Annotated in this window: 22 protein-coding genes; 11 read left to right on the forward strand and 11 right to left on the reverse strand. The window is 62.8% G+C overall.

Annotated elements, in window-relative coordinates:
- Window positions 1-149 precede the first annotated feature (149 nt).
- From NCS67_RS12050 to NCS67_RS12060, 3 genes are all read left to right on the forward strand, one after another.
- Entirely contained in the window at window positions 150-950 is an 801-nt protein-coding gene (locus NCS67_RS12050; RefSeq protein ID WP_034473234.1) for a DUF1835 domain-containing protein, read from the forward strand.
- A gap of 33 nt (window positions 951-983) precedes the next feature.
- Window positions 984-1,589: a TetR/AcrR family transcriptional regulator gene (locus NCS67_RS12055; RefSeq protein WP_008352714.1), complete on the forward strand. Its 606-nt coding sequence runs from the start codon at window positions 984-986 to the stop codon at window positions 1,587-1,589.
- A 288-nt stretch (window positions 1,590-1,877) separates the two neighbouring features.
- Window positions 1,878-2,474 (forward strand): GNAT family N-acetyltransferase, encoded by a 597-nt coding sequence (locus NCS67_RS12060; protein ID WP_235366314.1) that lies wholly within the window; start codon window positions 1,878-1,880, stop codon window positions 2,472-2,474.
- A 75-nt stretch (window positions 2,475-2,549) separates the two neighbouring features.
- On the opposite strand, the gene NCS67_RS12065 is transcribed toward NCS67_RS12060, so the two are convergent.
- Window positions 2,550-3,053 (reverse strand): Lrp/AsnC family transcriptional regulator, encoded by a 504-nt coding sequence (locus tag NCS67_RS12065; RefSeq protein WP_008352710.1) that lies wholly within the window; start codon window positions 3,051-3,053, stop codon window positions 2,550-2,552.
- Between the two features lie 145 nt (window positions 3,054-3,198).
- On the opposite strand from NCS67_RS12065, the gene hppD reads away from it, so the two are divergent.
- Window positions 3,199-4,302, forward strand: a complete 1,104-nt coding sequence (gene hppD, locus NCS67_RS12070) for a 4-hydroxyphenylpyruvate dioxygenase (protein ID WP_250435286.1) — start codon at window positions 3,199-3,201, stop codon at window positions 4,300-4,302.
- A 94-nt stretch (window positions 4,303-4,396) separates the two neighbouring features.
- Here the strand turns inward: hppD and NCS67_RS12075 are convergent, their stop codons facing one another.
- Window positions 4,397-4,606 (reverse strand): hypothetical protein, encoded by a 210-nt coding sequence (locus NCS67_RS12075; RefSeq protein ID WP_008352707.1) that lies wholly within the window; start codon window positions 4,604-4,606, stop codon window positions 4,397-4,399.
- 345 nt (window positions 4,607-4,951) lie between these two features.
- Between NCS67_RS12075 and NCS67_RS12080 the strand changes: the two genes are divergently transcribed.
- Window positions 4,952-8,527 (forward strand): indolepyruvate ferredoxin oxidoreductase family protein, encoded by a 3,576-nt coding sequence (locus NCS67_RS12080; protein ID WP_250435287.1) that lies wholly within the window; start codon window positions 4,952-4,954, stop codon window positions 8,525-8,527.
- Between the two features lie 69 nt (window positions 8,528-8,596).
- On the opposite strand, the gene NCS67_RS12085 is transcribed toward NCS67_RS12080, so the two are convergent.
- Together NCS67_RS12085 and NCS67_RS12090 are read right to left on the reverse strand one after the other, a co-directional pair.
- Complete coding sequence (locus NCS67_RS12085) at window positions 8,597-10,870, reverse strand: NADP-dependent malic enzyme (RefSeq protein WP_034473239.1); 2,274 nt, start codon at window positions 10,868-10,870, stop codon at window positions 8,597-8,599.
- Between the two features lie 251 nt (window positions 10,871-11,121).
- Window positions 11,122-12,363: an MFS transporter gene (locus tag NCS67_RS12090; protein WP_250435327.1), complete on the reverse strand. Its 1,242-nt coding sequence runs from the start codon at window positions 12,361-12,363 to the stop codon at window positions 11,122-11,124.
- Between the two features lie 321 nt (window positions 12,364-12,684).
- Here NCS67_RS12090 and NCS67_RS12095 point away from each other — a divergent pair, with 321 nt between their 5' ends.
- A complete protein-coding gene (locus NCS67_RS12095; RefSeq protein WP_008352701.1) occupies window positions 12,685-13,371 on the forward strand; it encodes an orotate phosphoribosyltransferase in 687 nt (228 codons plus the stop codon).
- An 82-nt stretch (window positions 13,372-13,453) separates the two neighbouring features.
- Here NCS67_RS12095 and NCS67_RS12100 read toward each other — a convergent pair whose 3' ends face one another.
- Complete coding sequence (locus NCS67_RS12100; RefSeq protein ID WP_008352699.1) at window positions 13,454-14,167, reverse strand: response regulator; 714 nt, start codon at window positions 14,165-14,167, stop codon at window positions 13,454-13,456.
- A gap of 292 nt (window positions 14,168-14,459) precedes the next feature.
- Here NCS67_RS12100 and NCS67_RS12105 point away from each other — a divergent pair, with 292 nt between their 5' ends.
- The 3 genes from NCS67_RS12105 (at window position 14,460) to argC (ending at window position 16,791) form a co-directional block, all read left to right on the forward strand.
- Window positions 14,460-15,050, forward strand: a complete 591-nt coding sequence (locus NCS67_RS12105) for a YbhB/YbcL family Raf kinase inhibitor-like protein (protein ID WP_008352697.1) — start codon at window positions 14,460-14,462, stop codon at window positions 15,048-15,050.
- A 126-nt stretch (window positions 15,051-15,176) separates the two neighbouring features.
- Window positions 15,177-15,791, forward strand: coding sequence for a flavodoxin family protein (locus NCS67_RS12110; protein WP_008352694.1), 615 nt, complete (start codon window positions 15,177-15,179; stop codon window positions 15,789-15,791).
- A gap of 46 nt (window positions 15,792-15,837) precedes the next feature.
- Window positions 15,838-16,791, forward strand: a complete 954-nt coding sequence (argC, locus tag NCS67_RS12115) for an N-acetyl-gamma-glutamyl-phosphate reductase (RefSeq protein WP_008352692.1) — start codon at window positions 15,838-15,840, stop codon at window positions 16,789-16,791.
- Between the two features lie 235 nt (window positions 16,792-17,026).
- On the opposite strand, the gene NCS67_RS12120 is transcribed toward argC, so the two are convergent.
- The 4 genes from NCS67_RS12120 to NCS67_RS12135 all read right to left on the reverse strand — a co-directional run bounded on the left by NCS67_RS12120 (window position 17,027) and on the right by NCS67_RS12135 (window position 19,686).
- Entirely contained in the window at window positions 17,027-17,392 is a 366-nt protein-coding gene (locus NCS67_RS12120; protein WP_008352689.1) for a response regulator, read from the reverse strand.
- 7 nt (window positions 17,393-17,399) lie between these two features.
- Window positions 17,400-17,840: a hypothetical protein gene (locus tag NCS67_RS12125; RefSeq protein WP_034473244.1), complete on the reverse strand. Its 441-nt coding sequence runs from the start codon at window positions 17,838-17,840 to the stop codon at window positions 17,400-17,402.
- A gap of 152 nt (window positions 17,841-17,992) precedes the next feature.
- Window positions 17,993-18,622 (reverse strand): LysE family translocator, encoded by a 630-nt coding sequence (locus tag NCS67_RS12130; protein ID WP_250435288.1) that lies wholly within the window; start codon window positions 18,620-18,622, stop codon window positions 17,993-17,995.
- Between the two features lie 68 nt (window positions 18,623-18,690).
- Entirely contained in the window at window positions 18,691-19,686 is a 996-nt protein-coding gene (locus NCS67_RS12135; protein WP_279613006.1) for an NAD(P)-dependent oxidoreductase, read from the reverse strand.
- Here NCS67_RS12135 and NCS67_RS12140 point away from each other — a divergent pair.
- Window positions 19,685-20,440, forward strand: coding sequence for a Mut7-C RNAse domain-containing protein (locus NCS67_RS12140; protein WP_250435329.1), 756 nt, complete (start codon window positions 19,685-19,687; stop codon window positions 20,438-20,440). The genes NCS67_RS12135 and NCS67_RS12140 overlap by 2 nt on opposite strands.
- Window positions 20,441-20,449: 9 nt before the next feature.
- Window positions 20,450-20,758, forward strand: coding sequence for a hypothetical protein (locus NCS67_RS12145; RefSeq protein ID WP_175979598.1), 309 nt, complete (start codon window positions 20,450-20,452; stop codon window positions 20,756-20,758).
- A 48-nt stretch (window positions 20,759-20,806) separates the two neighbouring features.
- On the opposite strand, the gene NCS67_RS12150 is transcribed toward NCS67_RS12145, so the two are convergent.
- The gene (locus NCS67_RS12150) at window positions 20,807-20,962 is read right to left on the reverse strand and encodes a type II toxin-antitoxin system YoeB family toxin (RefSeq protein ID WP_250435289.1); all 156 of its coding nucleotides are present in this window, start codon (window positions 20,960-20,962) and stop codon (window positions 20,807-20,809) included.
- A gap of 11 nt (window positions 20,963-20,973) precedes the next feature.
- Window positions 20,974-21,261 (reverse strand): hypothetical protein, encoded by a 288-nt coding sequence (locus NCS67_RS12155; protein ID WP_250435290.1) that lies wholly within the window; start codon window positions 21,259-21,261, stop codon window positions 20,974-20,976.
- Window positions 21,262-21,336: the final 75 nt, after the last annotated feature.

The raw sequence follows: 21,336 nt of genomic DNA on the forward strand, positions 1-21,336 counted from the left end.
TTCGTGCTGACCTGCCAGTGCCATCCGGTGAGCGAGCGCGTGGTTGTGAGCTTCGACGAGCGGTAAGCGACGTCCCGCCGGCATTCGATTCGCGTAAACTAGGATCGCTCACCCGAGCGGTCCTTTCGTCTTTCCGGCAGCCGACACCGATGAACACGATTCATGTCACGAATGGCGATAGCGCGGCCCAATCGCTCACCGAAGCCCTGCTGCGCGCGGAACGCGATGAGCGCGTCATTGCGCTGCGCGACGATCTCGCTGTCGGTCCGCTTAGGGACATCGACGAATCGGTGCTCGCGCGCGCCACGTTCTGGCGTCAGATCATAACGAGCGGCATCGACTTCGAAGACGAACTCGAACAGCAACAGGCGCTCTTCACCCGCCTCGCGCGCGGCGACGGACAGATCGTCGTGTGGCACGGTCAGAGCGCGGCGGATCAGCTCACGTTGCGACGCGTCGCCTATCATCTGCGCAATGCGCCGCAGCGCCTGAACGAAGCAAAACTCACGTACGACGATCTGTCGATCGGAACCGACGACAGCGAGCCGCAACGCGTCAGCCGCGAAGACCGCGCGACGGCCGTCGGCATGTTCTCGCCGAAGCAACTGGTCGCGAAGCTGCCGACCGCCGCGCCCATTTCCGTGCTGCGCATCAGCCGGCTCGCGCTCGAATGGCAGGAAGCGAAGTACGCCAACGCGGAAACGCGCCGGCTGCGCGACAACATGCTCGTATCGGGAACGTGGACCGACGTCGACGAAGCGCTGCTCGATCTCGCCAGTCCAGAATGGAAGCCGGCCGCCCGCATCGCCGGCGCGGCGATGGCACAGCGCTTCGATTTCCTGCTCTCCGATGCCGTCGCGTTCTGGCGTTGCCGCGAACTCGTGATGGCGGGACGGCTTAAAATCCGCGGCACGCCGTCCGAAATCAGTCAGGCCGAACTGCGCCGCTGAATCCATATTTATAAGAACGCATTCTTCGAACACATGGCCCGTACCAAAGCGCCCGATCACGAGACGCAACGCGAACAGATCCTCGAACTCGCCGCCGCGAAATTCGCGCAGACGAGCTATCCCAGTACCTCAATGGCCGATCTCGCCGCGGCGAGCGGCACGTCGAAAGCCCGCCTCTATCACTATTACGAGAGCAAGGAAGCGATCCTCTTCGATCTGCTCGATCGCTACACGAAGCGGCTGATGCTGATCATCGCGGAGGTCGAAGGCGCGAGCCAGCGGCGCGGACTGGGCGAGCGCGAGGCGTTCGCCGAGCTCGTGCGCGCGTTCCTCGCCGAATATGAGACGTCGCACAGCCGGCACGTTGCGCTGCTGAACGACGTGAAGTATCTCGAAGAGGCGCAGCGCGAAATCGTCCTCGATCGTCAGCGCGACATCGTGGCGGCGTTCGCGCGACAACTGGCGCGCGCGTATCCGAAACGCGCGACCAAGGACAATCAGACCGCCCTCACGATGATGGTGTTCGGCATGATCAACTGGACGTTCACCTGGCTCAAGCCGGGCGGAAAGCTCGGCTACAGCGAATTCGCCGAGCAGGTCGTCGACATGATCGAAAATGGGTTAAACGTCGACCGTTAGAAAATGCTGCGGCACAACAGACTCACCGGTCGGTGAACCGTTGCGTTCACGCCAATCTGTTAAGCGACTGATTTCATTGACCTAAATTGATTTCAGCGCTCGTTTAGAACGTCACGCCTAATCGGTTTTAAGGGTTTTCCCGTACTCGCTTCTCCCAGATCGGCTAGAATTCGTTTTGCTTTGCAGCACGCTGCATGACGAATCGAAGGAGAAACGACCGTGGAACTGACTATCAACCGCACTGCCGAGCAGATCGTCGCGCACGATCAGCCGCTCAAAGACGCGCGTATGCCGGTTCTCGTCCGCGAGTTGTCTTCGGCGGATCGCGAGCGTCTCCTCACGCACTTCCTCGCGCTCGATGAAGACGACCGTCTTCTGCGGTTCGGCCAGATCGTGCCGGACCACGTCATCGAGAACTACGTGCGCAACATCAATTTCGCGGACGACAAGGTGTTCGGTGTCTTCGGCAGCGCGCTCGAATTGATCGGCGTCGGCCATCTGGCCTATCTGCCCGCCGAAGGCGACAAGCGCACCGCCGAGTTCGGCGTGTCGGTGCTCGAAAGCGCCCGCGGCCGCGGCGTCGGCTCGAAGCTCTTCGAGCGCGCCGCCATGCGCAGCCGCAACACGCACGTGTCGGTGCTCTACATGCACTGCCTGTCGCGCAACTCGACCATGATGCACATCGCGAAGAAGTCGGGCATGAAGATCGAGTACGCGTACGGCGAAGCGGACGCCTATCTGTCGCTCGCGCCGGCCGATCAGACCAGCATCATGGCCGAAATGCTCCAGGAACAAGCGGCCGTGTTCGACTACGCGATCAAGCGCCAGGCGCATCGTGCGTCGCAGGTTTTTCAGGCGTTCGTTCCGACGGCGGACGCAGCTTAACCATCATCGAGAACAGCGCGGGGTTTGCGCTGCGAGCGGGACCAGCAAGGGCGGCATCGACCGCCCTTTTTCATTTCAGCGCAACGGCAGAACCGTCGTCTCCTTGATGCGCTCCAGCGAGAAGCTCGAGCGTACGTCGATCACCGATGGATGATGCAGCAACTCGTCCTGCACGAAGCGCGAAAAGTCATCCATGTCGCGCACTTGCACGCGCAGCAGAAAGTCCATCTCGCCGGTCATCGCGTCGCACGCGACGACTTCCGGCCATGAACGCACGGCTTCGCGAAAGAGATCGCCGTGCGTCGGCGCCTTCGGCGTGCCCGCCGCGGCCTGCGTGCCGCCGCGCTTTTCCAGACGCACGTTGATATAGGCAAGCAAGCCGAGCCCGAGTTTTTTTGCGTCGAGCAACGCGACGTACCCGCGAATGACGCCGATCTCCTCCAGCCGACGGATGCGCCGCAAGCACGGACTCGGCGACAGATTCACGCGCTCGGCGATCTCCTGATTCGACAGCCGGCCATTTTCCTGAAGGATCGCAAGAATGCGGCGGTCTATCATGTCCAATTCGGGTTCGGCCATTTCATAGCTCCGGAATGCACTCGATTAGCAGTATCGTGCGCAATCTTATGGATGCGCGATTTGTTTCGCAAGTTTTTGCCATCGCCATCTGACTAAACTGTCTTTACGTCGCGCACACGCGCCGCACGCCAATCAGGAGACATGCATGACCGCAACGACTTGGGACAATCCCGTCGGCACCGACGGCTTCGAGTTCATCGAATACACCGCGCCGGATCCCGTCGCGCTCGGCAAACTGTTCGAGCAGATGGGCTTCACGGCGATCGCGAAGCATCGTCACAAGGATGTGACGCTGTATCGGCAAGGGGAAATCAACTTCATCGTGAACGCGGAGCCGGATTCCTTCGCGCAGCGCTTTGCGCGTCTGCACGGGCCGTCGATCTGCGCGATCGCATTCCGCGTCGCCGATGCCGCCAAGGCGTATCAGCGCGCGCTCGAACTCGGCGCCTGGGGTTTCGACAACAAGACCGGTCCGATGGAGCTGAATATCCCGGCGATCAAGGGCATCGGCGATTCGCTGATCTATTTCGTGGATCGCTGGCGCGGCAAGAACGGCGCGCAGCCGGGCAGCATCGGCGATATCAGCATTTACGACGTCGATTTCGAGCCGATCCCGGGCGCGGAGCAGAATCCGGTCGGCCACGGCCTCACGTATATCGATCACCTGACGCACAACGTGCATCGCGGCCGCATGGTCGAATGGGCGGAGTTCTACGAGCGGCTCTTCAACTTCCGCGAAGTGCGTTACTTCGATATCGAAGGCAAGGTGACGGCAGTGAAGTCGAAAGCGATGACCTCGCCCTGCGGCAAGATCCGCATTCCGATCAACGAGGAAGGCTCGGAGAACGCCGGCCAGATTCAGGAATATCTCGACGCGTACCGCGGCGAAGGCATTCAGCACATCGCGCTCGGCACGGGCGACATTTACGGCACCGTCGACGGACTGCGCGGCGCGAAGATCGCGCTGCTCGATACCATCGACACGTATTACGAACTCGTCGATCGTCGCGTGCCGGGGCATTGCGAATCCGTCGCGGAACTGAAAAAGCGCAAGATTCTGATCGACGGCACCAAGGACGAAATCCTGTTGCAGATCTTCACGGAGAACCAGATTGGGCCGATCTTCTTCGAGATCATTCAGCGCAAGGGCAACCAGGGCTTCGGCGAAGGCAACTTCAAGGCGCTGTTCGAATCGATCGAACTGGATCAAATGCGCCGTGGCGTGCTGAAGGACACCACCGCGAGCTAAGAAATACGAGCGGCACAAAAAAAGGGACATGAATTTCATGTCCCTTTTTCCATTCCGGCGACCCGCTTTGTCGGCGCGGACCGCGACGATCGGGTCAGCCCGCCGTCTCGTCGTCGCTGCTTTCGGATTCGCGGCGCTGTTGGGCGCCAGCCTGAACCGACTGAACGCGCACTTGCGCGACCTGTGCAACCGACGACGCCCCGAACGGCGAGGCATTATTCGCCCGTGCGCCGCCAACGGGCGCGCTAATGGCGAAAAAGGCTGCCGAAACCATCAAGAAATTCTGGATGTGGCGTTGTTTCATCGTTATCTCCTTCTAACTGCTTGCGTACAACTCGCTTTCGGAAGCCAAAACGTGCTTAAAAAGATGGCACGGGATTTCCGGAAGCGCCATTTTAGACAGGGATGAGCGGCAGGGTTCCGCAGATCGGTCGGTTTTACACGATGTAACAAAACCTTCCCGATCACGGTCAAATCGTCAAGGAATTGACGCAAAGCGCAACCAAGCGAGGAATTTTTAACGGGTTTGTCCCACTGTCTCGAAAACCCTTAGACCGGCAAACTGGAATCCCGGCCCGACCGTTCATAAGACGCGACGGCCCGAAACATGCTTTGGTGATCCCAAACCTCGGGTGGAGGAAGACACATAATGAACGCCCCGCTAGACGCAGAACAAAGAGCTTCGCTAGAAGCCGCGCTGAAGTCCGTCACGCTCGACGACAAATACACGCTCGAACGCGGCCGCGCCTACATGAGCGGCATCCAGGCGCTGGTGCGTCTGCCGATGCTCCAGCAAGAGCGCGACAAAGACGCTGGTCTCAATACGGCCGGATTCATCTCCGGTTATCGCGGTTCTCCCCTCGGTGGTCTCGATCAGTCGCTCTGGAAGGCGAAGAAGCATCTCGCCGGGCATCAGATCGTGTTTCAGCCGGGCGTGAACGAAGATCTGGCCGCCACCGCCGTGTGGGGCTCGCAGCAAGTCAACCTGTACCCGAGCGCCAAATACGACGGCGTTTTCTCGATGTGGTACGGCAAAGGTCCGGGCGTCGATCGCTCGGGCGATGTCTTCAAGCACGGCAACTCCGCTGGCTCCGCGAAGCACGGCGGCGTTCTCGTGCTCGCCGGCGACGACCATGCCGCGAAATCGTCGACGCTCGCGCATCAGTCGGAGCACATTTTCAAGGCGTGCGGACTGCCGGTGCTGTTTCCGTCGAACGTGCAGGAATATCTCGATTTCGGCCTGCACGGCTGGGCGATGTCGCGCTACTCCGGCCTGTGGGTCGCGATGAAATGCGTGACAGATGTCGTCGAGTCGTCGGCTTCGGTCGATATCGATCCGCATCGCACGCAAATCGTGCTGCCCACCGATTTCGCGATGCCCGACGGCGGCCTGAACATCCGCTGGCCCGATCCGCCGCTCGTGCAGGAAGCGCGTCTGCTCGACTACAAGTGGTACGCGGCGCTGGCCTATGTGCGTGCGAACAAGCTCGACCGCGTGGAGATCGATTCGCCGCACGCGCGCTTCGGCATCATGACCGGCGGCAAGGCGTATCTCGACGTGCGTCAGGCGCTGACCGATCTCGGCCTCGATGACGCGACGTGTTCGCAAATCGGCATTCGTCTCTACAAGGTCGGCTGCGTGTGGCCGCTGGAAGCGCAAGGCGCGCAGGAATTCGCGCGCGGGCTGGAAGAGATTCTCGTCGTCGAAGAAAAGCGCCAGATTCTCGAATACGCGATCAAGGAAGAGCTGTACAACTGGCCGGATGCCCAACGTCCGCGCGTCTACGGCAAGTTCGACGAGAAAGACGGCGCCGGCGGCGAATGGTCCGTGCCGATGGGCAACTGGCTTCTGCCCGCGCACTACGAGCTGTCGCCCGCGATCATCGCGAAGGCGATCGCCACGCGCCTCGAAAAGTTCGATCTCCCCGCCGACGTGCGTGCGCGCATCGCGACGCGCCTCGCCGTGATCGACGCGAAGGAGAAATCGCTCGCGCGGCCGCGCGTCGAGGCGGAGCGCAAGCCGTGGTTCTGCTCGGGCTGTCCGCACAATACGTCGACGAACGTGCCGGAAGGATCGCGCGCGATGGCCGGAATCGGCTGTCACTACATGACGGTCTGGATGGACCGCAACACGAGCACGTTCAGCCAGATGGGCGGCGAAGGCGTCGCGTGGGTCGGCCAGGCGCCGTTCTCGAACGACAAGCACGTCTTCGCGAATCTCGGCGACGGCACGTACTTCCATTCGGGCCTGCTCGCGATCCGCGCGGCGATCGCGGCGAAGGTGAACATCACCTACAAGATTCTTTACAACGATGCCGTCGCGATGACGGGCGGCCAGCCCGTCGACGGCGTGCTGACCGTGCCGCAGATCACGCATCAGCTCGCGGCGGAAGGCGCGGCGAAGATCGTCATCGTCACGGATGAGCCGGAGAAGTACACGGCGAACGTCGGACTCGCGCCGGGCATCGACGTGCATCATCGCGATGAACTCGACGATATCCAGCGCCAGTTGCGCGACATTCCGGGCACGTCGATCCTGATCTACGACCAGACCTGCGCCACCGAGAAACGGCGTCGCCGCAAACGCGGCGCGTTTCCCGATCCGGCGAAGCGCGTCGTCATCAACGAGGCCGTGTGCGAAGGTTGCGGCGATTGCTCGGTGAAGTCGAATTGCCTGTCGGTGGAACCGCTCGAAACCGAGTACGGCACGAAGCGGCAGATCAACCAGTCGACGTGCAACAAGGACTATTCGTGTCTGAACGGCTTCTGCCCGAGCTTCGTCACGGTGGAAGGCGGGCAGTTGAAGAAACCGAAGGCGACGAGCGTCGCGAGCGATGCGATGCCCGCCGTGCCCACGCCCGAGCTGCCGGAAATCGGGCGGCCGTATGGCGTGCTGGTGACGGGCGTCGGCGGAACGGGCGTCGTGACGATCGGCGCGCTGCTCGGCATGGCGGCGCATCTGGAGCAGAAAGGCGTCACCGTGCTCGACGTCACCGGTCTCGCGCAGAAAGGCGGCGCCGTGATGAGCCACGTGCAGATCGCGAATCGTCCTGCCGATATCCACGCGACGCGCATCGCGATGGGCGAGGCGGATCTCGTCATCGGCTGCGACGCGATCGTGACCGCGAGCAACGAATGCGGCTCGCGGATGCAGCCGGACCACACGCGTGTCGTCGTGAACAGCGCGCAAACGCCGACCGCCGAGTTCATCAAGAATCCGAACTGGAGCTTTCCGGGCGCGAGCGCCGAGGCGGATATCCGCGCGGCGGCGGGCGAGCACGTCGCGCTCGTCGATGCCAACCGCTTCGCCGTCGCGCTGATGGGCGACGCGATTTATACGAATCCGTTCGTGCTCGGGTTTGCGTGGCAGAAGGGCTGGGTGCCGCTGCGGCATGAATCGCTGGTGCGCGCGATCGAATTGAACGCGGTGCAGGTCGAGAAGAATCTCGCGGCGTTCGAATGGGGACGACGCGCGGCGCACGATCTTTCGTCGGTTACGCGGCTCGCTCACGGGACGCAAACGCAAGACGCGCCGGGCAAGATCATCGCGCTGCATACGCCGAAGGCGCTCGATACGCTCATCGACAAGCGGCTCGACTATCTCGCGAAGTATCAGAACACGGCTTATGCGGCGCGGTATGGGCGGCTGGTCGCGTCGGTGCGCGCGAAGGAAGCGGAACTCGGAACCGGTGATTATTCGTTGACGGAAGCTGTCGCGAAGAATCTTCACAAGCTCATGGCTTATAAGGACGAGTACGAAGTCGCGCGCCTGTATGCCGATCCGGTTTTCCTCGACAAGATTCGCGGGAGCTTCGAAGGCGACTGGAAGATCAAGGTGCATCTCGCGCCGCCTTCCTTGTCGAAGAAGGATTCGCATGGGCATCTGGTGAAGAAGCAGTACGGCCCGTGGATGATGTCCGCGATGCGTATTCTCGCTCGTTTCAAGTTCCTGCGCGGGACGGCGCTCGACCCGTTCGGACGCACGGAGGAGCGGAAGATGGAGCGCGCGTTGATCGGCGAATACGAAGCGCTGGTGAAGGAGCTGATCGGCGGATTGACGGCAGAGAAGCTGCCGCTCGCGATCGAACTGGCGAATCTGCCGGATTCGATGCGCGGGTATGGGCACATCAAGGAAAACAACGTGAAGGCCGCGAAGCTGAAGTGGGAGAAGTTGCTGGGACGGTGGCGCGATCCGCAGGGTGACGAAAAGCGACAAGTAGCCTGACGCGCTGGCTCAAAAAAAACGGCGATCCTTTCCGGATCGCCGTTTTTCTTTCAGCGCAGCAAATAAACCTTACTTCGCCACGCGCGCATTCGCGCTCGCCACCGCCGTCATATTGATGATCCGACGCACGGTCGCCGCCGGCGTGAGGATATGAACCGGCTTCGCGGCACCCAACAAGAACGGCCCGACCGTCACGCCTTCGCCGCTCACCATCTTGAGCAGGTTATATGTGATGTTCGCCGCCTCGACGTTCGGCATGATGAGCAGATTCGCCTCGCCATGCAGCGTCGTGCCGGGGAACGAAGCCTTGCGCACGGCTTCCGACAAAGCCGCGTCGCCGTGCATTTCACCGTCGATTTCGAGATCCGGCGCGCGCTCGGCGATCAGCTTGCGCGCTTCGGCCATCCGGCTCGCCGATGCGCTCGGCACGCTGCCGAAGTTCGAATTCGACAGCAGCGCGACCTTCGGCTGCACGCCGAAACGCTCGATCTCGCGCGCGGCGAGAATCGTCATGTCGGCGAGCTGTTCGGCCGTCGGCGTCTCATTGACGTACGTGTCGCTGATGAACAGATTGCGCCCTTGCAGCATCAGCAAGTTCATCGCCGCGAAGTTGTTGGCGCCTTCGGCCTTGCCGAGCACCTGATCGATGAACTTCAGATGATCCTGATACGTGTCGATGAGACCGCAGATCATCCCGTCCGCGTCGCCGGTATGAACCAGAATCGCGCCGATCAGCGTGTTGAACTTGCGCAGCGCGGCCTTCGCGCTTTCGGGCGTCACGCCCTGACGCGCGGCGATCTCGTGATACGCCTGCCAGCTCTTCTGATAACGCGGATCGTCTTCCGGATTCACGATCTCGAAATCGACGCCTGGCTTCAGCTTCGAGCCCATCTTCTGCAGACGCATCTCGACAACCGCCGGACGCCCGATGATGATCGGCTTCGCGATCTTCTCCAGCAGCACGAACTGCGCGGCGCGCAGCACGCGCTCGTCCTCGCCTTCCGCGAACGCGATGCGCGCCGGCGCCGCCTTCGCCGCCGCGAACACCGGGCGCATCACCATGCCCGTGCGATACACCGTCGCGCCGAGCGTCTCGCGATACGCGTCCATGTCCTTGATCGGACGCGTCGCCACGCCCGAATCCATCGCGGCTTGCGCGACAGCCGGCGCGATCTTGATGATGAGGCGCGGATCGAACGGCTTCGGAATCAGATATTCCGGACCGAATTCCAGCGAATGACCTTCGTATGCCTTCGCGACTTCATCGCCCTGATCGGTCTCTTCGGCGAGTTCCGCGATCGCGCGCACGCACGCGAGCTTCATCTCTTCGGTGATCGTCGTCGCGCCGACATCCAGCGCGCCGCGGAAGATAAACGGAAAGCACAGCACGTTGTTGACCTGGTTCGGATAGTCCGAACGGCCCGTCGCGACGATACAGTCCGGACGCACGCGCTTCGCTTCTTCCGGGCGGATTTCCGGCTCGGGATTCGCGAGCGCGAGAATCAGCGGCTTGTCGGCCATCGTCTGGACCATCTCGGCCTTCAGCACGCCCGCGCTGGAACAGCCGAGGAACACGTCGCAGCCGTGCATCGCATCGGCGAGGGTGCGCGCGTCGGTCGACGCCTGATAGCGCTCCTTCGACGCATCCAGATTGCCGCGGCCTTCGTAGATCACGCCCTTCGAATCGATCACGAGCGTGTTCGACTTCTTCAAACCCAGATGCACGAGCAGATCCAGACACGCGATCGCCGCCGCGCCCGCGCCCGAGCAGACGAGCTTCACTTCCTCGAGCTTCTTGCCGACCACTTTCAGGCCGTTGAGAATCGCCGCCGAAGCGATGATCGCCGTGCCGTGCTGATCGTCATGGAAAACGGGAATCTTCATGCGCTCGCGCAGCTTCTTCTCGATATAGAAGCATTCCGGCGCCTTGATGTCTTCGAGATTGATGCCGCCGAGCGTCGGTTCGAGCATCGCGATCGCATCGACGAGTTTGTCCGGATCGGTTTCAGCCAACTCGATGTCGAACACGTCGATGCCCGCGAACTTCTTGAACAGGCACCCTTTGCCTTCCATCACCGGCTTGGCCGCGAGCGGGCCGATGTTGCCGAGTCCCAGCACGGCCGTGCCGTTCGTCACGACGCCGACGAGATTCGCGCGCGACGTGTACTTCTGCGCGTCGAGCGGTTCGTCGTAGATCGCCATGCAAGCGGCCGCGACGCCCGGCGAATACGCGAGCGAGAGATCGAGCTGGTTGGATAGCGGCTTGGTCGGAGTAACCGAAATCTTGCCGGGGCGGGGATTCTGGTGATACGCGAGGGCGCTTTGCTTGAGTTGTTCGTCCATGATTGACCTGAGACGTTTGGGAATTATTTGAACAGGGTTCACACTGCCGTCGACCGTGCTGCAATGAATTCGGAAATGTGAATCGATGGACCAAGTATCACGGCTCGGCACGTCGGATAGACGCAACGTGCCGCTCGGAAGGATGTGACGAGCGGACGGAGCCTTGGTTTTTTTGGGACGTCCAGTGTACACCGCGCACTTGAAATGACGCGATGCAACGTTTCAGCGCAATTTCGTCCGATGAAGCACGCTCAGACGAGCTCGGCGCCGCGCTTTTCGGGGATCAGAAAGAGCGTCGCGATGACATCGAGCAGATAGATCGACGCGAGGAACGCGAGCGCGACCGCGAACGAATAGCGCGCCGCCAGCGCGCCGACCGCGACCGGTCCCAGACCGCCCACCGCGCGCCCGATGTTGAACAGCACGTTCTGCGCTGTCGCGCGCGCTTCGGTCGGATAGATTTCGGAGATCAGCGCGCCGTAGCCGCCGAGCATGCCGTTCACGAACACGCCCATCACCGCGCCGCCGATCAGCAACGCGGACGGGCTCGTCAGATTGGAGTAGACGAAGACCATCGCGACCGCGCCGATCTGATAGACGAGAAACGCGGGCTTGCGCCCGAAGCGATCCGCCGCGAGACCGAACAGCCAAATGCCGAGCGCCATGCCGAGCACGGTGGCCGCGGTCCAGAGACCGGATTTCGTGAGCGAGTAGCCGAACGTCTTCGACAGATAGCTCGGCAGCCAGATCATCAGCCCGTAATAGCCGAAGTTCTGCACCGAGCACAGAATGATGACGCCGATGCTCGCGCGCGCGGTGCGGGCGTCGTCGAAGAGACGTTTGAGCGGCAGCTTGCGGGCGCGGTTCGCTTTCGCGGCCGCGCGGCGTTCGGTGAAGAGCGCGGGTTCCTCCACATGCCGCCGCACGAAAAACGACGCCACCGCCGGCAGCAGCCCCACCGCGAACATGCCGCGCCAGCCGATCAGGGGGAGGAGCAACGGCGTGACGAGCGCGGCGGCGAGCACGCCCAGTTGCCAGCCGATTCCGACATACGACGACACGCGCGCCCGCAAACGCGCGGGCCACGCCTCGGCGACGAGCGCCATGCCGATGCCGAATTCCCCGCCCAGCCCGATCCCGGCGATGGTGCGGTAAATCAGAAGATCGCCATAGCCCTGCGCGAGCGCGCATAAACCGGTGAAGACGGCGAACACGAGAATCGTCCAGGTCAACATGCGGACGCGGCCGAAATAGTCGGACAGCATGCCGAACACGATGCCGCCCGCGACCGCGCCGGCGAGCGTCCACGTGACGAGCGCGCCGGATTGCGCGGGCGTGAGATGCAGGTCGGCGGCGATCGCGGGCAGCATGAAGCCGAGAATCAGCAGATCGAAGCCGTCCATCGCGTAGCCGAGAACGGACGCGATGAGCGCCTGCAGCGCGTGGCGCGTGGGCGCGACGCTGGAATCTTGTGTAGAGGGAACGGATGTCATCGGCGATGTGAAGTTGCGCAACGGCGCCGCGAGCTTACGCGCGAGCGGCGCGGCTTCACAACCTGCAAACAATTCGCCCCGCCTCGCCGCCTCGGGTAAAATGGCGGGCTAGCTGTGCATGGGACGGCCTTAAGGCGCCGAACTAAGGCGCCGAACTAAGGCGCCGAACTAAGGCGCCGAAGCGCCAAGTCCCGTCGACACGCGCGCAGGAAACGCCAAAAGCCATCCGAAAGGAATGCTCTTTCCGCGTCGATCCATGCGCCAGGGCCCGCGCGGCCGCCTCCCGCTTTCCAAGCGCCACACAAGTCCAAGGATTCGCCCATGACAGGCTTCGATCGCCAGACGATCTCCGACACCACCGCCAAGATGTTGCTCGAAGTGCAGGCGGTGCACTTCAACGCGGAAAAACCGTACATCTTCACGTCCGGTTGGGCGAGCCCCGTGTATATCGATTGCCGCAAGCTGATCTCCTACCCGCGCGTGCGCCGCGGCCTGATGGAGATGGCCGAAGCGACCATTCTGCGCGACGTCGGCTACGAGCAGATCGACGCGGTCGCCGGCGGCGAGACCGCTGGCATCCCGTTCGCGGCGTGGATCGCCGATCGCCTGATGGTGCCGATGCAATATGTGCGCAAGAAGCCGAAGGGCTTCGGCCGCAACGCGCAGATCGAAGGTTTGCTGACCGAAGGCCAGCGCGTGCTGCTGGTCGAGGACCTGACCACCGACAGCCGCAGCAAGATCAACTTCATCAACGCGCTGCGCACCGCGGGCGCGACGGTGAATCACTGCTTCGTGCTCTTCCACTACAACATCTTCAAGGAAAGCGTGTCCGTGCTGAAGGACATCGACGTCGATCTGCACGCGCTCGCCACATGGTGGGACGTGCTGCGCGTCGCGAAGGAACAGGGCTATTTCGAGACGAAGACGCTCGATGAAGTCGAGAAATTCCTGCATGCGCCGGCGGAATGGTCGGCCGCGCACGGCGGCGCAACTGCGGCTCCGCAATAAATATTGACAGTCGCAAGGCAATGAAAATGCAAAAAACCGCTGATTAAACTCAGCGGTTTTTTTAATTCTGCAAGCGGACGAACTAGAGCGAGTTCGGATTGGAAAGCGAGGAATCGTCGAGCGAGCCGTCGCCGGAATACGCCGACAGGTTCATTAATCCGTTGCTTTGCGCGTACTGAAACAATTCCGAATCGCGCTCGATGCCGAGTTTGCGCATCGCCGTATTCTTTTGCGTGCTGATCGTCTTGATACTGCGCCGCAATTGAGCCGCAATTTCGGTGATCGTCATGCCCGAGACGAACAGGCGCACCACTTCGAGCTCGCGCTTGGACAGGATGACGCTGCGCTGCTGCCCGCTCGCGCCGAGGCCCATGCTGTCGAGCGCGACCTTCACCGACGGCCCGAGGTATTCCTGGCCGCGCATCACGTGCTGGATCGCCCAGCCGATGTGATTCATGTCGTCGGCCTTGTTGATGATCGACATCACGCCGACCTCGCGCAAACGTTTGAGCAACGCCGGATTCTCGAGCATCGTCAGCACGACGAGTTTGACCCGCGGGAACTGCCGTCCGATGTAGCCGAGCAAGGGCATGCCGTCGCCGTACGAACCGCCGGGCATGGCGAGATCGGTGACGAGAACGTCGCAGGGAGACTTCTGAAGCAACTGGATGAGTTCGGTCGACTGACGCGCCTGCCCGACGACGTCAACCTCCGGAAACTTGTTGAGCGCCTGCGTCGCGCCGAAAAGGATCACCGGATGGTCGTCTGCGATAATGACTTTTATTCGCTGGCTCATTTAACTCTCCTGTATTTCAGTCGATTTGTTGCCGCGCGAATCTGCATCGAATTACTCATTTCTACATTCAATAGAGTCGGAAGTCGTCGCCGTCAAGGCGCTGCTTTCACTACGTCCAAACCTGCGAGCGCGCAATGCGCCATCGGTTAAGTCCCAAGGAATCCAAGCTTTAATGCTTTGTTGCAATGTTAAACTGCAAGCTGGTTCGAAGCGCATCACTGAGACAAAAAACATCGTTGCGGCCAGCGAAACGCTGCTATAACGCGCGGCGATACTGACAGGAGTTCAGCCCATGCGCCTCACCGGCCGACGCGTGAGTTCGAGTGGCCATGTCGTATCAGTACTGTTCATCGCCTTGGCGGCGGCGGTTTTTCCCATTTCGCGCGACGCTGCAGCCGATCCGGTCTTCACCGTGACCAGTACGGATCTCGCGCCGGGCAAGACTATCGGGCGCGATCTGCTTTTCGATCAATCCGAGTGCAAGGGCGGCAACCGCTCGCCGCAAATTTCCTGGCATGGCGCGCCTTCGAACGCGCGCAGCTTCGCCGTGACCATCTTCGACCCCGACGCGCCGGGGCGCGGATGGTGGCACTGGGCCGTCGCCGGCATTCCCGCCGGCACGGATCGGCTGCCGAACAACGCGAGCGCTTCGGGCGCGCTGCGCAAGCTGGGCGCCATCGAAGCGCGCAACGACTGGGACACGGACGGCTACGGCGGCCCCTGCCCGCCGCCCGGCAAGCCGCATCGCTACATCGTGACCGTGTACGCGCTCAACAGCGCCGATCTGCGCTTGCGCCAGGGCACGCCCGCACTCATGTTCGAACACGAAATCCGCACAATGGCCATCGCCAGCGCGCGACTCACCTTCACATACGGGCGATAGTCGGACGTCGAGAACCGTGCGGTCGCGCCGGTCGGTCAAAAATTGTTCTTGCTAGACTGGCCCGAACCGTCCGCACGGCGCGCCTTCGGCGTGTGCCGCCGCGCACGGACCGACCTCGGGGACACCATGCCGAACATCGTCATCGTTTATCACAGCGGCTACGGCCACACGAAGAAGGTCGCGGACGCCGTGCTCGGCGGCGCAACGGACGCCGGCGCGAACGTGAAGCTGATCGCCGTCGGCGAGCTCGACGACGCTGGCTGGGCCGAACTCGACGCCGCCGACGCCATCGTTTTCGGCGCGCCGACCTACATGGGCGGGCCGTCCGCCGATTTCAAGAAATTCGCCGATGCAAGCTCGAAACCGTGGTTCGCGCAGAAATGGAAGGACAAGATCGCGGCCGGCTTCACGAATTCGGCGCACATGAACGGCGATAAATTCCTGACGATCTCGTATTTCGTAACGCTCGCCATGCAGCACGGCATGGTCTGGGTCGGCACGGGCATGATGCCGTCGAACACGAAGGCGGCCACGCGCAACGACCTGAATTTCGTCGGCGGATTCACCGGGCTGCTCACGCAATCGCCCGCGGATGCCTCGCCGGAGGAAGCGCCGCCGATCGGCGATCTGGAGACGGCGAAGGTTTTCGGCGCGCGCGTCGCGGCTGTGACGGCGCGCTGGATCGGCGACCGCGCCGCCGTCGACAACGACGGACATCAACCCGCCTCGAATTCGCACTAAAATGTCCGTTTTGCGGCGAGCGCCCGCACGAACCAGCGAGATCGAGATGACCACGAAAGTATTTGTCGACGGACAGGAAGGCACCACCGGCCTGAAGATTTTCGAATATCTGTCGCAGCGCCGTGACATCGAGGTGTTGCGCATCGAGGATGCGAAGCGCAAGGACGTGGAGGAGCGCCGCCGGCTCATCAACGCATCGGACGTGACGTTCCTGTGCCTGCCGGATGTCGCGTCGCGCGAGTCGGTTTCGCTCGTCGCGCCGGACAACACGCGCACCGTGATGATCGACGCCAGCACGGCGTTCCGCACGCAGGACGACTGGGCGTACGGTCTGCCGGAGTTGTCGCGCGCGCAGCGTGAGCGCCTGCGCACGGCGAAGCGCATCGCGGTGCCGGGTTGCCACGCGTCGGCGTTCGTGCTGTCGGTGCAGCCGCTCGTCGCGGGCGGCCTCGTGCCCGCCGATTTCCACGCTCACGCCTATTCGATCACCGGCTACAGCGGCGGCGGCAAGAAGATGATCGCGGAGTACGAAGCAGGCGGCGACGACAAGCTGATGAGCCCGCGCCCGTATGCGCTCGGCCTGACGCACAAGCATCTGCCGGAAATGTCGGTGCGCACGGGTCTGAAACGCGCGCCGGTCTTCACGCCGATCGTCGGACCGTTCCTGAAAGGTCTCGCCGTGACGACGTATTTCTCGCCGGACCAGCTCGCGCGCCCGGCGAAGCCGCAGGACGTGCGCGACATGCTCGCCGAGTATTACAACAACGAGCCCTTCGTGCGCGTCATGCCGTTCGACGCTGAGAGTAACCTCGACGCCGGCTTCTTCGACGTTCAGGCGTGCAACGAAACGAATCGCGTCGATATTTTCGTGTTCGGCAACGACGAGCGCTTCGTGACCGTGGCGCGCCTTGACAATCTGGGCAAGGGCGCGTCGGGCGCGGCGATCCAGTGTATGAATCTCGCGATCGGCGCCGACGAAGAGACGGGGCTCGCCCGCTGATCGAGCTTCAGCCGAATCAAAAAAGGCCGATACGCTACGGGGCGAATCGGCCTTTTTCGTATCAGTCGGTGCGGCGCAGCATCGGAAGGTACCGACGAAAAAAAGCCCGCCAAGGTTGACGGGCTGAATCCATATCAGTGGAGACATGGAGGAGACAGGAGTAAATATACCAAGAATATTGGTGCATCGCAACATGGCCGTTGCGGCGCGCTGACGCCCGACACGCCGACGAAACTCAGGGCTGCATCATCGAAAGGATGAACTGGAGCTGATCCGCGGAAATCGGCTTGACGAGATGCATGTCGAAACCTGCGTCGAGCGTCATTTCTCGATGCTGGGGCTGCCCCCAGCCGGTGAGCGCGACGAGCATCAACGCGTGGCCGTTCGGCAGCTTGCGCAACTGGCGCGCCGCCGCAAGTCCGTCGACGAGGGGCATGCCGAGATCGAGGATCACGACTTCGGGGTCGAACTGCGCGGCGACTTCCACAGCCTGCGCGCCGTTCGCCGCGAGCGCGACCTCGTGGCCCATGCCGGTCAGCAAGTTCGCGAGACCGGCGAGCGCATCGTCGTCGTCGTCGGCTATCAGGATGCGCTTGCTCATGATGGCCTCAGCGGGAACCGTAAATTTCGAGTGTCAGCTTGTTCGACCCGGCCTGCGCCGCCGTAATCTCGGTGCGCGCACCGCGTGCGCCCAGATAGAAGTGCTGGCGCGCGGGCGAATTCTGATCGTGCGTCGCGTCGGGCACGCACGAGGCGATGTCGGCCGCGACGCCCTGCAGCGAATCCGCGCTCGATCCGCCGCGCGGCGTCCATGTGCATCGATAGTTGGTTTGCGAAGCGGCGCACTTCGCGTCGTCGCCGTAGGGAAGCGCGATCGCGCGGCCGTCGAAAGCGGAAAGCGACGAGAAATTCGGCGCGGCGGACAGCACGCGTTTGAGCGCATCGCACGGATTCGGCGTGTCGTCGGCGCGCGCGCACGTCGTCGAAAGCATGCCGAAGCAGAGCGGCAAGAGCGCGGCGAAAACGGCGCGTCGGCCTGTCTCATCCATGAGCGCCTCCTTTTAGCTGTTCTTTTCGTTTCGCCGCGAACCGGCGAGCGCGACTATGCGCTGCCGATTCGCGTATGTCTGTTCGAAAGCGAATGAAGCACTGAAAACGGCAGCAAGTCACGCACCCGTTTTTGCAGACGTTTGGAAGCGCGTTAGTGACGCACGAGCGCCATCATCGCGCCGAAGCCGATGAACACGCCGCCCGTCAGCCGGTTGAACGCCTGCGCGACGCTCGCGCTTTTCAGTTTGTCGCCGATGCGCGCGCCGAGCCCCGCGTACACGGCGTACCAGCTCACCTCGATGACGGCGAACGTCGACACGAGCACCGCGAATTGCGGCAAGACCGGCCGGCTTGCATCGATGAACTGCGGCAGCAGCGCCGCCGCAAAGAGAATCGCCTTCGGATTGCTGCTCGCGACGAGAAAGCCGTTGCGAAAAAGCGTGAAGGGTCTGAAAGCATGCGCGCCGCCGGTTCCGTCGCGCACGTCGATCGCGCCCGCCTTGGCGCGCCAGCTTTTCACGCCGAGCCAGACGAGATACGCCGCGCCGATCAGACGCAGCGTGTCGAAGAGGCGCGGCCACGCTTCGAGAAACACGCCCAACCCCGCCGCCGACACCGACAACATGATGACGAGCGCCGTCAGACAGCCGGCCATGGTGGCGGTCGAGCGCTCGAGACCATGCCGTGCGCCGTGCGTCATGACGAGCAGCATGTTGGGGCCGGGAATCGCGGATACGACGAAGACGGTGGCGACGAACAGCCACCAGAGATGCAGGCTCATTGCGGCGTGGCAAGGACGGAAACGGGATTCGAATTATGCCGTTTGACCGCCTTCGCCACGACATCGATTTACGACTCGCGCCCCGCGCGGCGCGCGGCCACCTGACCGAGCACGGCGAAATCCTTCTCGCCGTCGCCGTGGGCGAGCGCATCGACGAGGTTGTCGCGCACGACGCTCGCCACCGGCAGCGGCACGTTGACGGCATCGCCCGCGGCGATCGCGAGACGCACGTCCTTTAGTCCGAGACGCGCCTTGAAGAGCGCGGGCTCGTAGCGCCGCTCGGCGATCATCTTCCCGTATCCCTGATAGACCGGTCCCGGAAACAGCGAATTCGTGATGACGTCGAGCAGCGTCTGCGATTCGATGCCGTGGCCGCTCACGAGCGCCGCCGCCTCGCCGAAGCTCTCGATCGCCGACGCCAGCATGAAATTCGCGGCGAGCTTGAGCACGTTCGCGTGCTGCGGCTCGCTGCCGACGCGCCACGTTTTCTGGCCGAGCGCATCGAGGACGGGCTGCACACGGTCGATCGCTTCGCTCGCGCCCGCCGCGAGAATGTTGAGCTTGCCCGCCGCCGCGACGTCCGGCCGGCCGAGCACCGGCGCGGCGACATACGCGACGCCGTGCTGCGCGTGCAATTCGGCGAGCTCGGTGGCGAGCGCCGCCGAGATCGTCGCCATGTTGACGTGCACCAGGCCTTTCGGCGCGTGCTTGAGCAGGCCGCCATCGACGAGCACGGAGCGCAGCGCGGTATCGTCGGCGAGCATGGAGAACGCGGCGTCGCCGGCGAAAGCCTGCTCGGGCGTATCGACGACCGACGCGCCCTGATCCGCGAGCGCGCGCGTTTTGTCGCGCGAGCGATTCCAGACGCGCACGCTGTGCCCCGCCTTGAGCGCGCGCTCCGCCATCGCGCCGCCCATTTCCCCCAATCCGATGAATCCGATATCCATGCTCGTGTGCTCCTTTGCCTTGTCCGCTTGCCGCGCGCGCAATGCCGCGCGGACCGAGCGCCAGTAAAGCACATCGCCGGAAAGCGCGCAGAAGCGCGCAATGCCATACTGCTGCATGGTCAAGGCGCGCTTTCACTTCCATCGCGAACTGAACGATTTCCTCGCTCGATCCCTGCGCGGGCACACGTTCGCGTGCGCGTGCGCGAAGTCTTCGTCGACCAAGCACATGATCGAGGCGCTCGGCGTGCCGCATACCGAAGTCGATCTGATCGTGAAGGCCGGCCGCGCGGTTGGATTCGACGCCCCGATCGAGCCGGACGATCTCATCGAGGTTTATCCCGCGCGTCACGCGCCCGCCGGAATGGAGAACGGCGCGCTGCTGCTGCGCCCGCCGCTCGACGCCGCGGACCTGCGTTTCATCGCCGATGCGCATCTCGGCGGACTCGCGCAATTGCTGCGACTGGCGGGCTTCGACACGCGCTACGACAACAACTTCCCCGACGATGAAATCGAGCAGCTCGCGCAGGACGAAGCGCGCATCGTGCTCACGCGCGATCGCGAATTGCTCAAGCGCCGCACCGTCTTGCGCGGATGCTACGTGCGGACCCTGCAAGCCGACGAACAGTTCCGCGAAGTCTCGGAGCGCTTCGATCTCGCGCCGCACGTCCGCGCGTTCCGTCTCTGCCTGATGTGCAACGCGCCATTGCGTCCGGCCGCGCCCGGCGAGATCGACGGCCGCGTGCCCGAGGGCGTACGTGAGCGGCATGCGCGCTTCGTGACCTGCGATGTGTGCCATCGCGTGTTCTGGGAAGGCTCGCACTGGCGGCGCATGCGGGCGCGCATCGATGCGCTGGCGGAGGCGGGTCGCTAGTTCCGTACAATGTCGGACTTGCAATCAATCGTCGCATCGGAGCATCGCGTGAACAAATTCGAACTGGAACAGAACAAGGCATTCAAACTCGCCAACGACCTCAAGCAGGGCGGCCGGGCACGCGTGGGCGCAGCGGATGCGCAGAAGCTCGATCGGCGTGAACAGCGCAAGCTCGATCAGGCGAAGGGGCTCGTGCCGTTCGCGTGCAAGCTCGATGAAAAGCTCGTCAAGCAGTTGAAGGAACGCGCCGAAGCGCATGAAGGCGGGATGACGGAAGTGCTGGCCGAGTTGCTGGCGAAGGCGGGGCTGGAGCGGTAAGCGCTGGTTGTCGCCGTGGTGGCCGCGGCAGCGAACGATGCGCGGCGACTACGCTTTGTCGTGCCTGAGCGGTTCCGGCTTGCCCGTTCCCTTGAACGGGCTGCGGCAGGACTCATCGATCAGGCTCGTCAGCTTCTCGAAGGTCTTTGCATCCGAACTGCGCCACTGGTGATAATCACACCAGCACGGCATCAAGAACTTCACGCCGCGCCCCATCATCCGGCCTGCTTCGTTCGTTTCGCGAACATATTGAGAAACGACGATTTCGGCGCCCGCGTCCTACGTATGCGCCGCGCTCGCAGAGGCTTCCCACCTTGCGACGTTTCCTCCTCTTCCAGATATGCCGGCGTAAGAAAACTGACGCCCTGCGCCTCCATCAACTCGAACGTCTCGTCGACTGTCCGCCGGCAAAGCTCGTTTTCGACCTCTTGAAGCCGCGCAATGTACAGCGCCAGCCTGTCCTTCGGAACCACGACGAGCTTCTCCGAATCCAGCAACGGCATCTCGCCCCATTCGCTCGACAACCGCCCCGCTGCCCGCCCCGCTTCATACTTACGCTCGATTAATTCAACAGTCCT

Source organism: Caballeronia sp. ATUFL_F2_KS9A (assembly GCF_023630765.1).
Taxonomy (GTDB): Bacteria; Pseudomonadota; Gammaproteobacteria; order Burkholderiales; family Burkholderiaceae; genus Caballeronia; species Caballeronia zhejiangensis.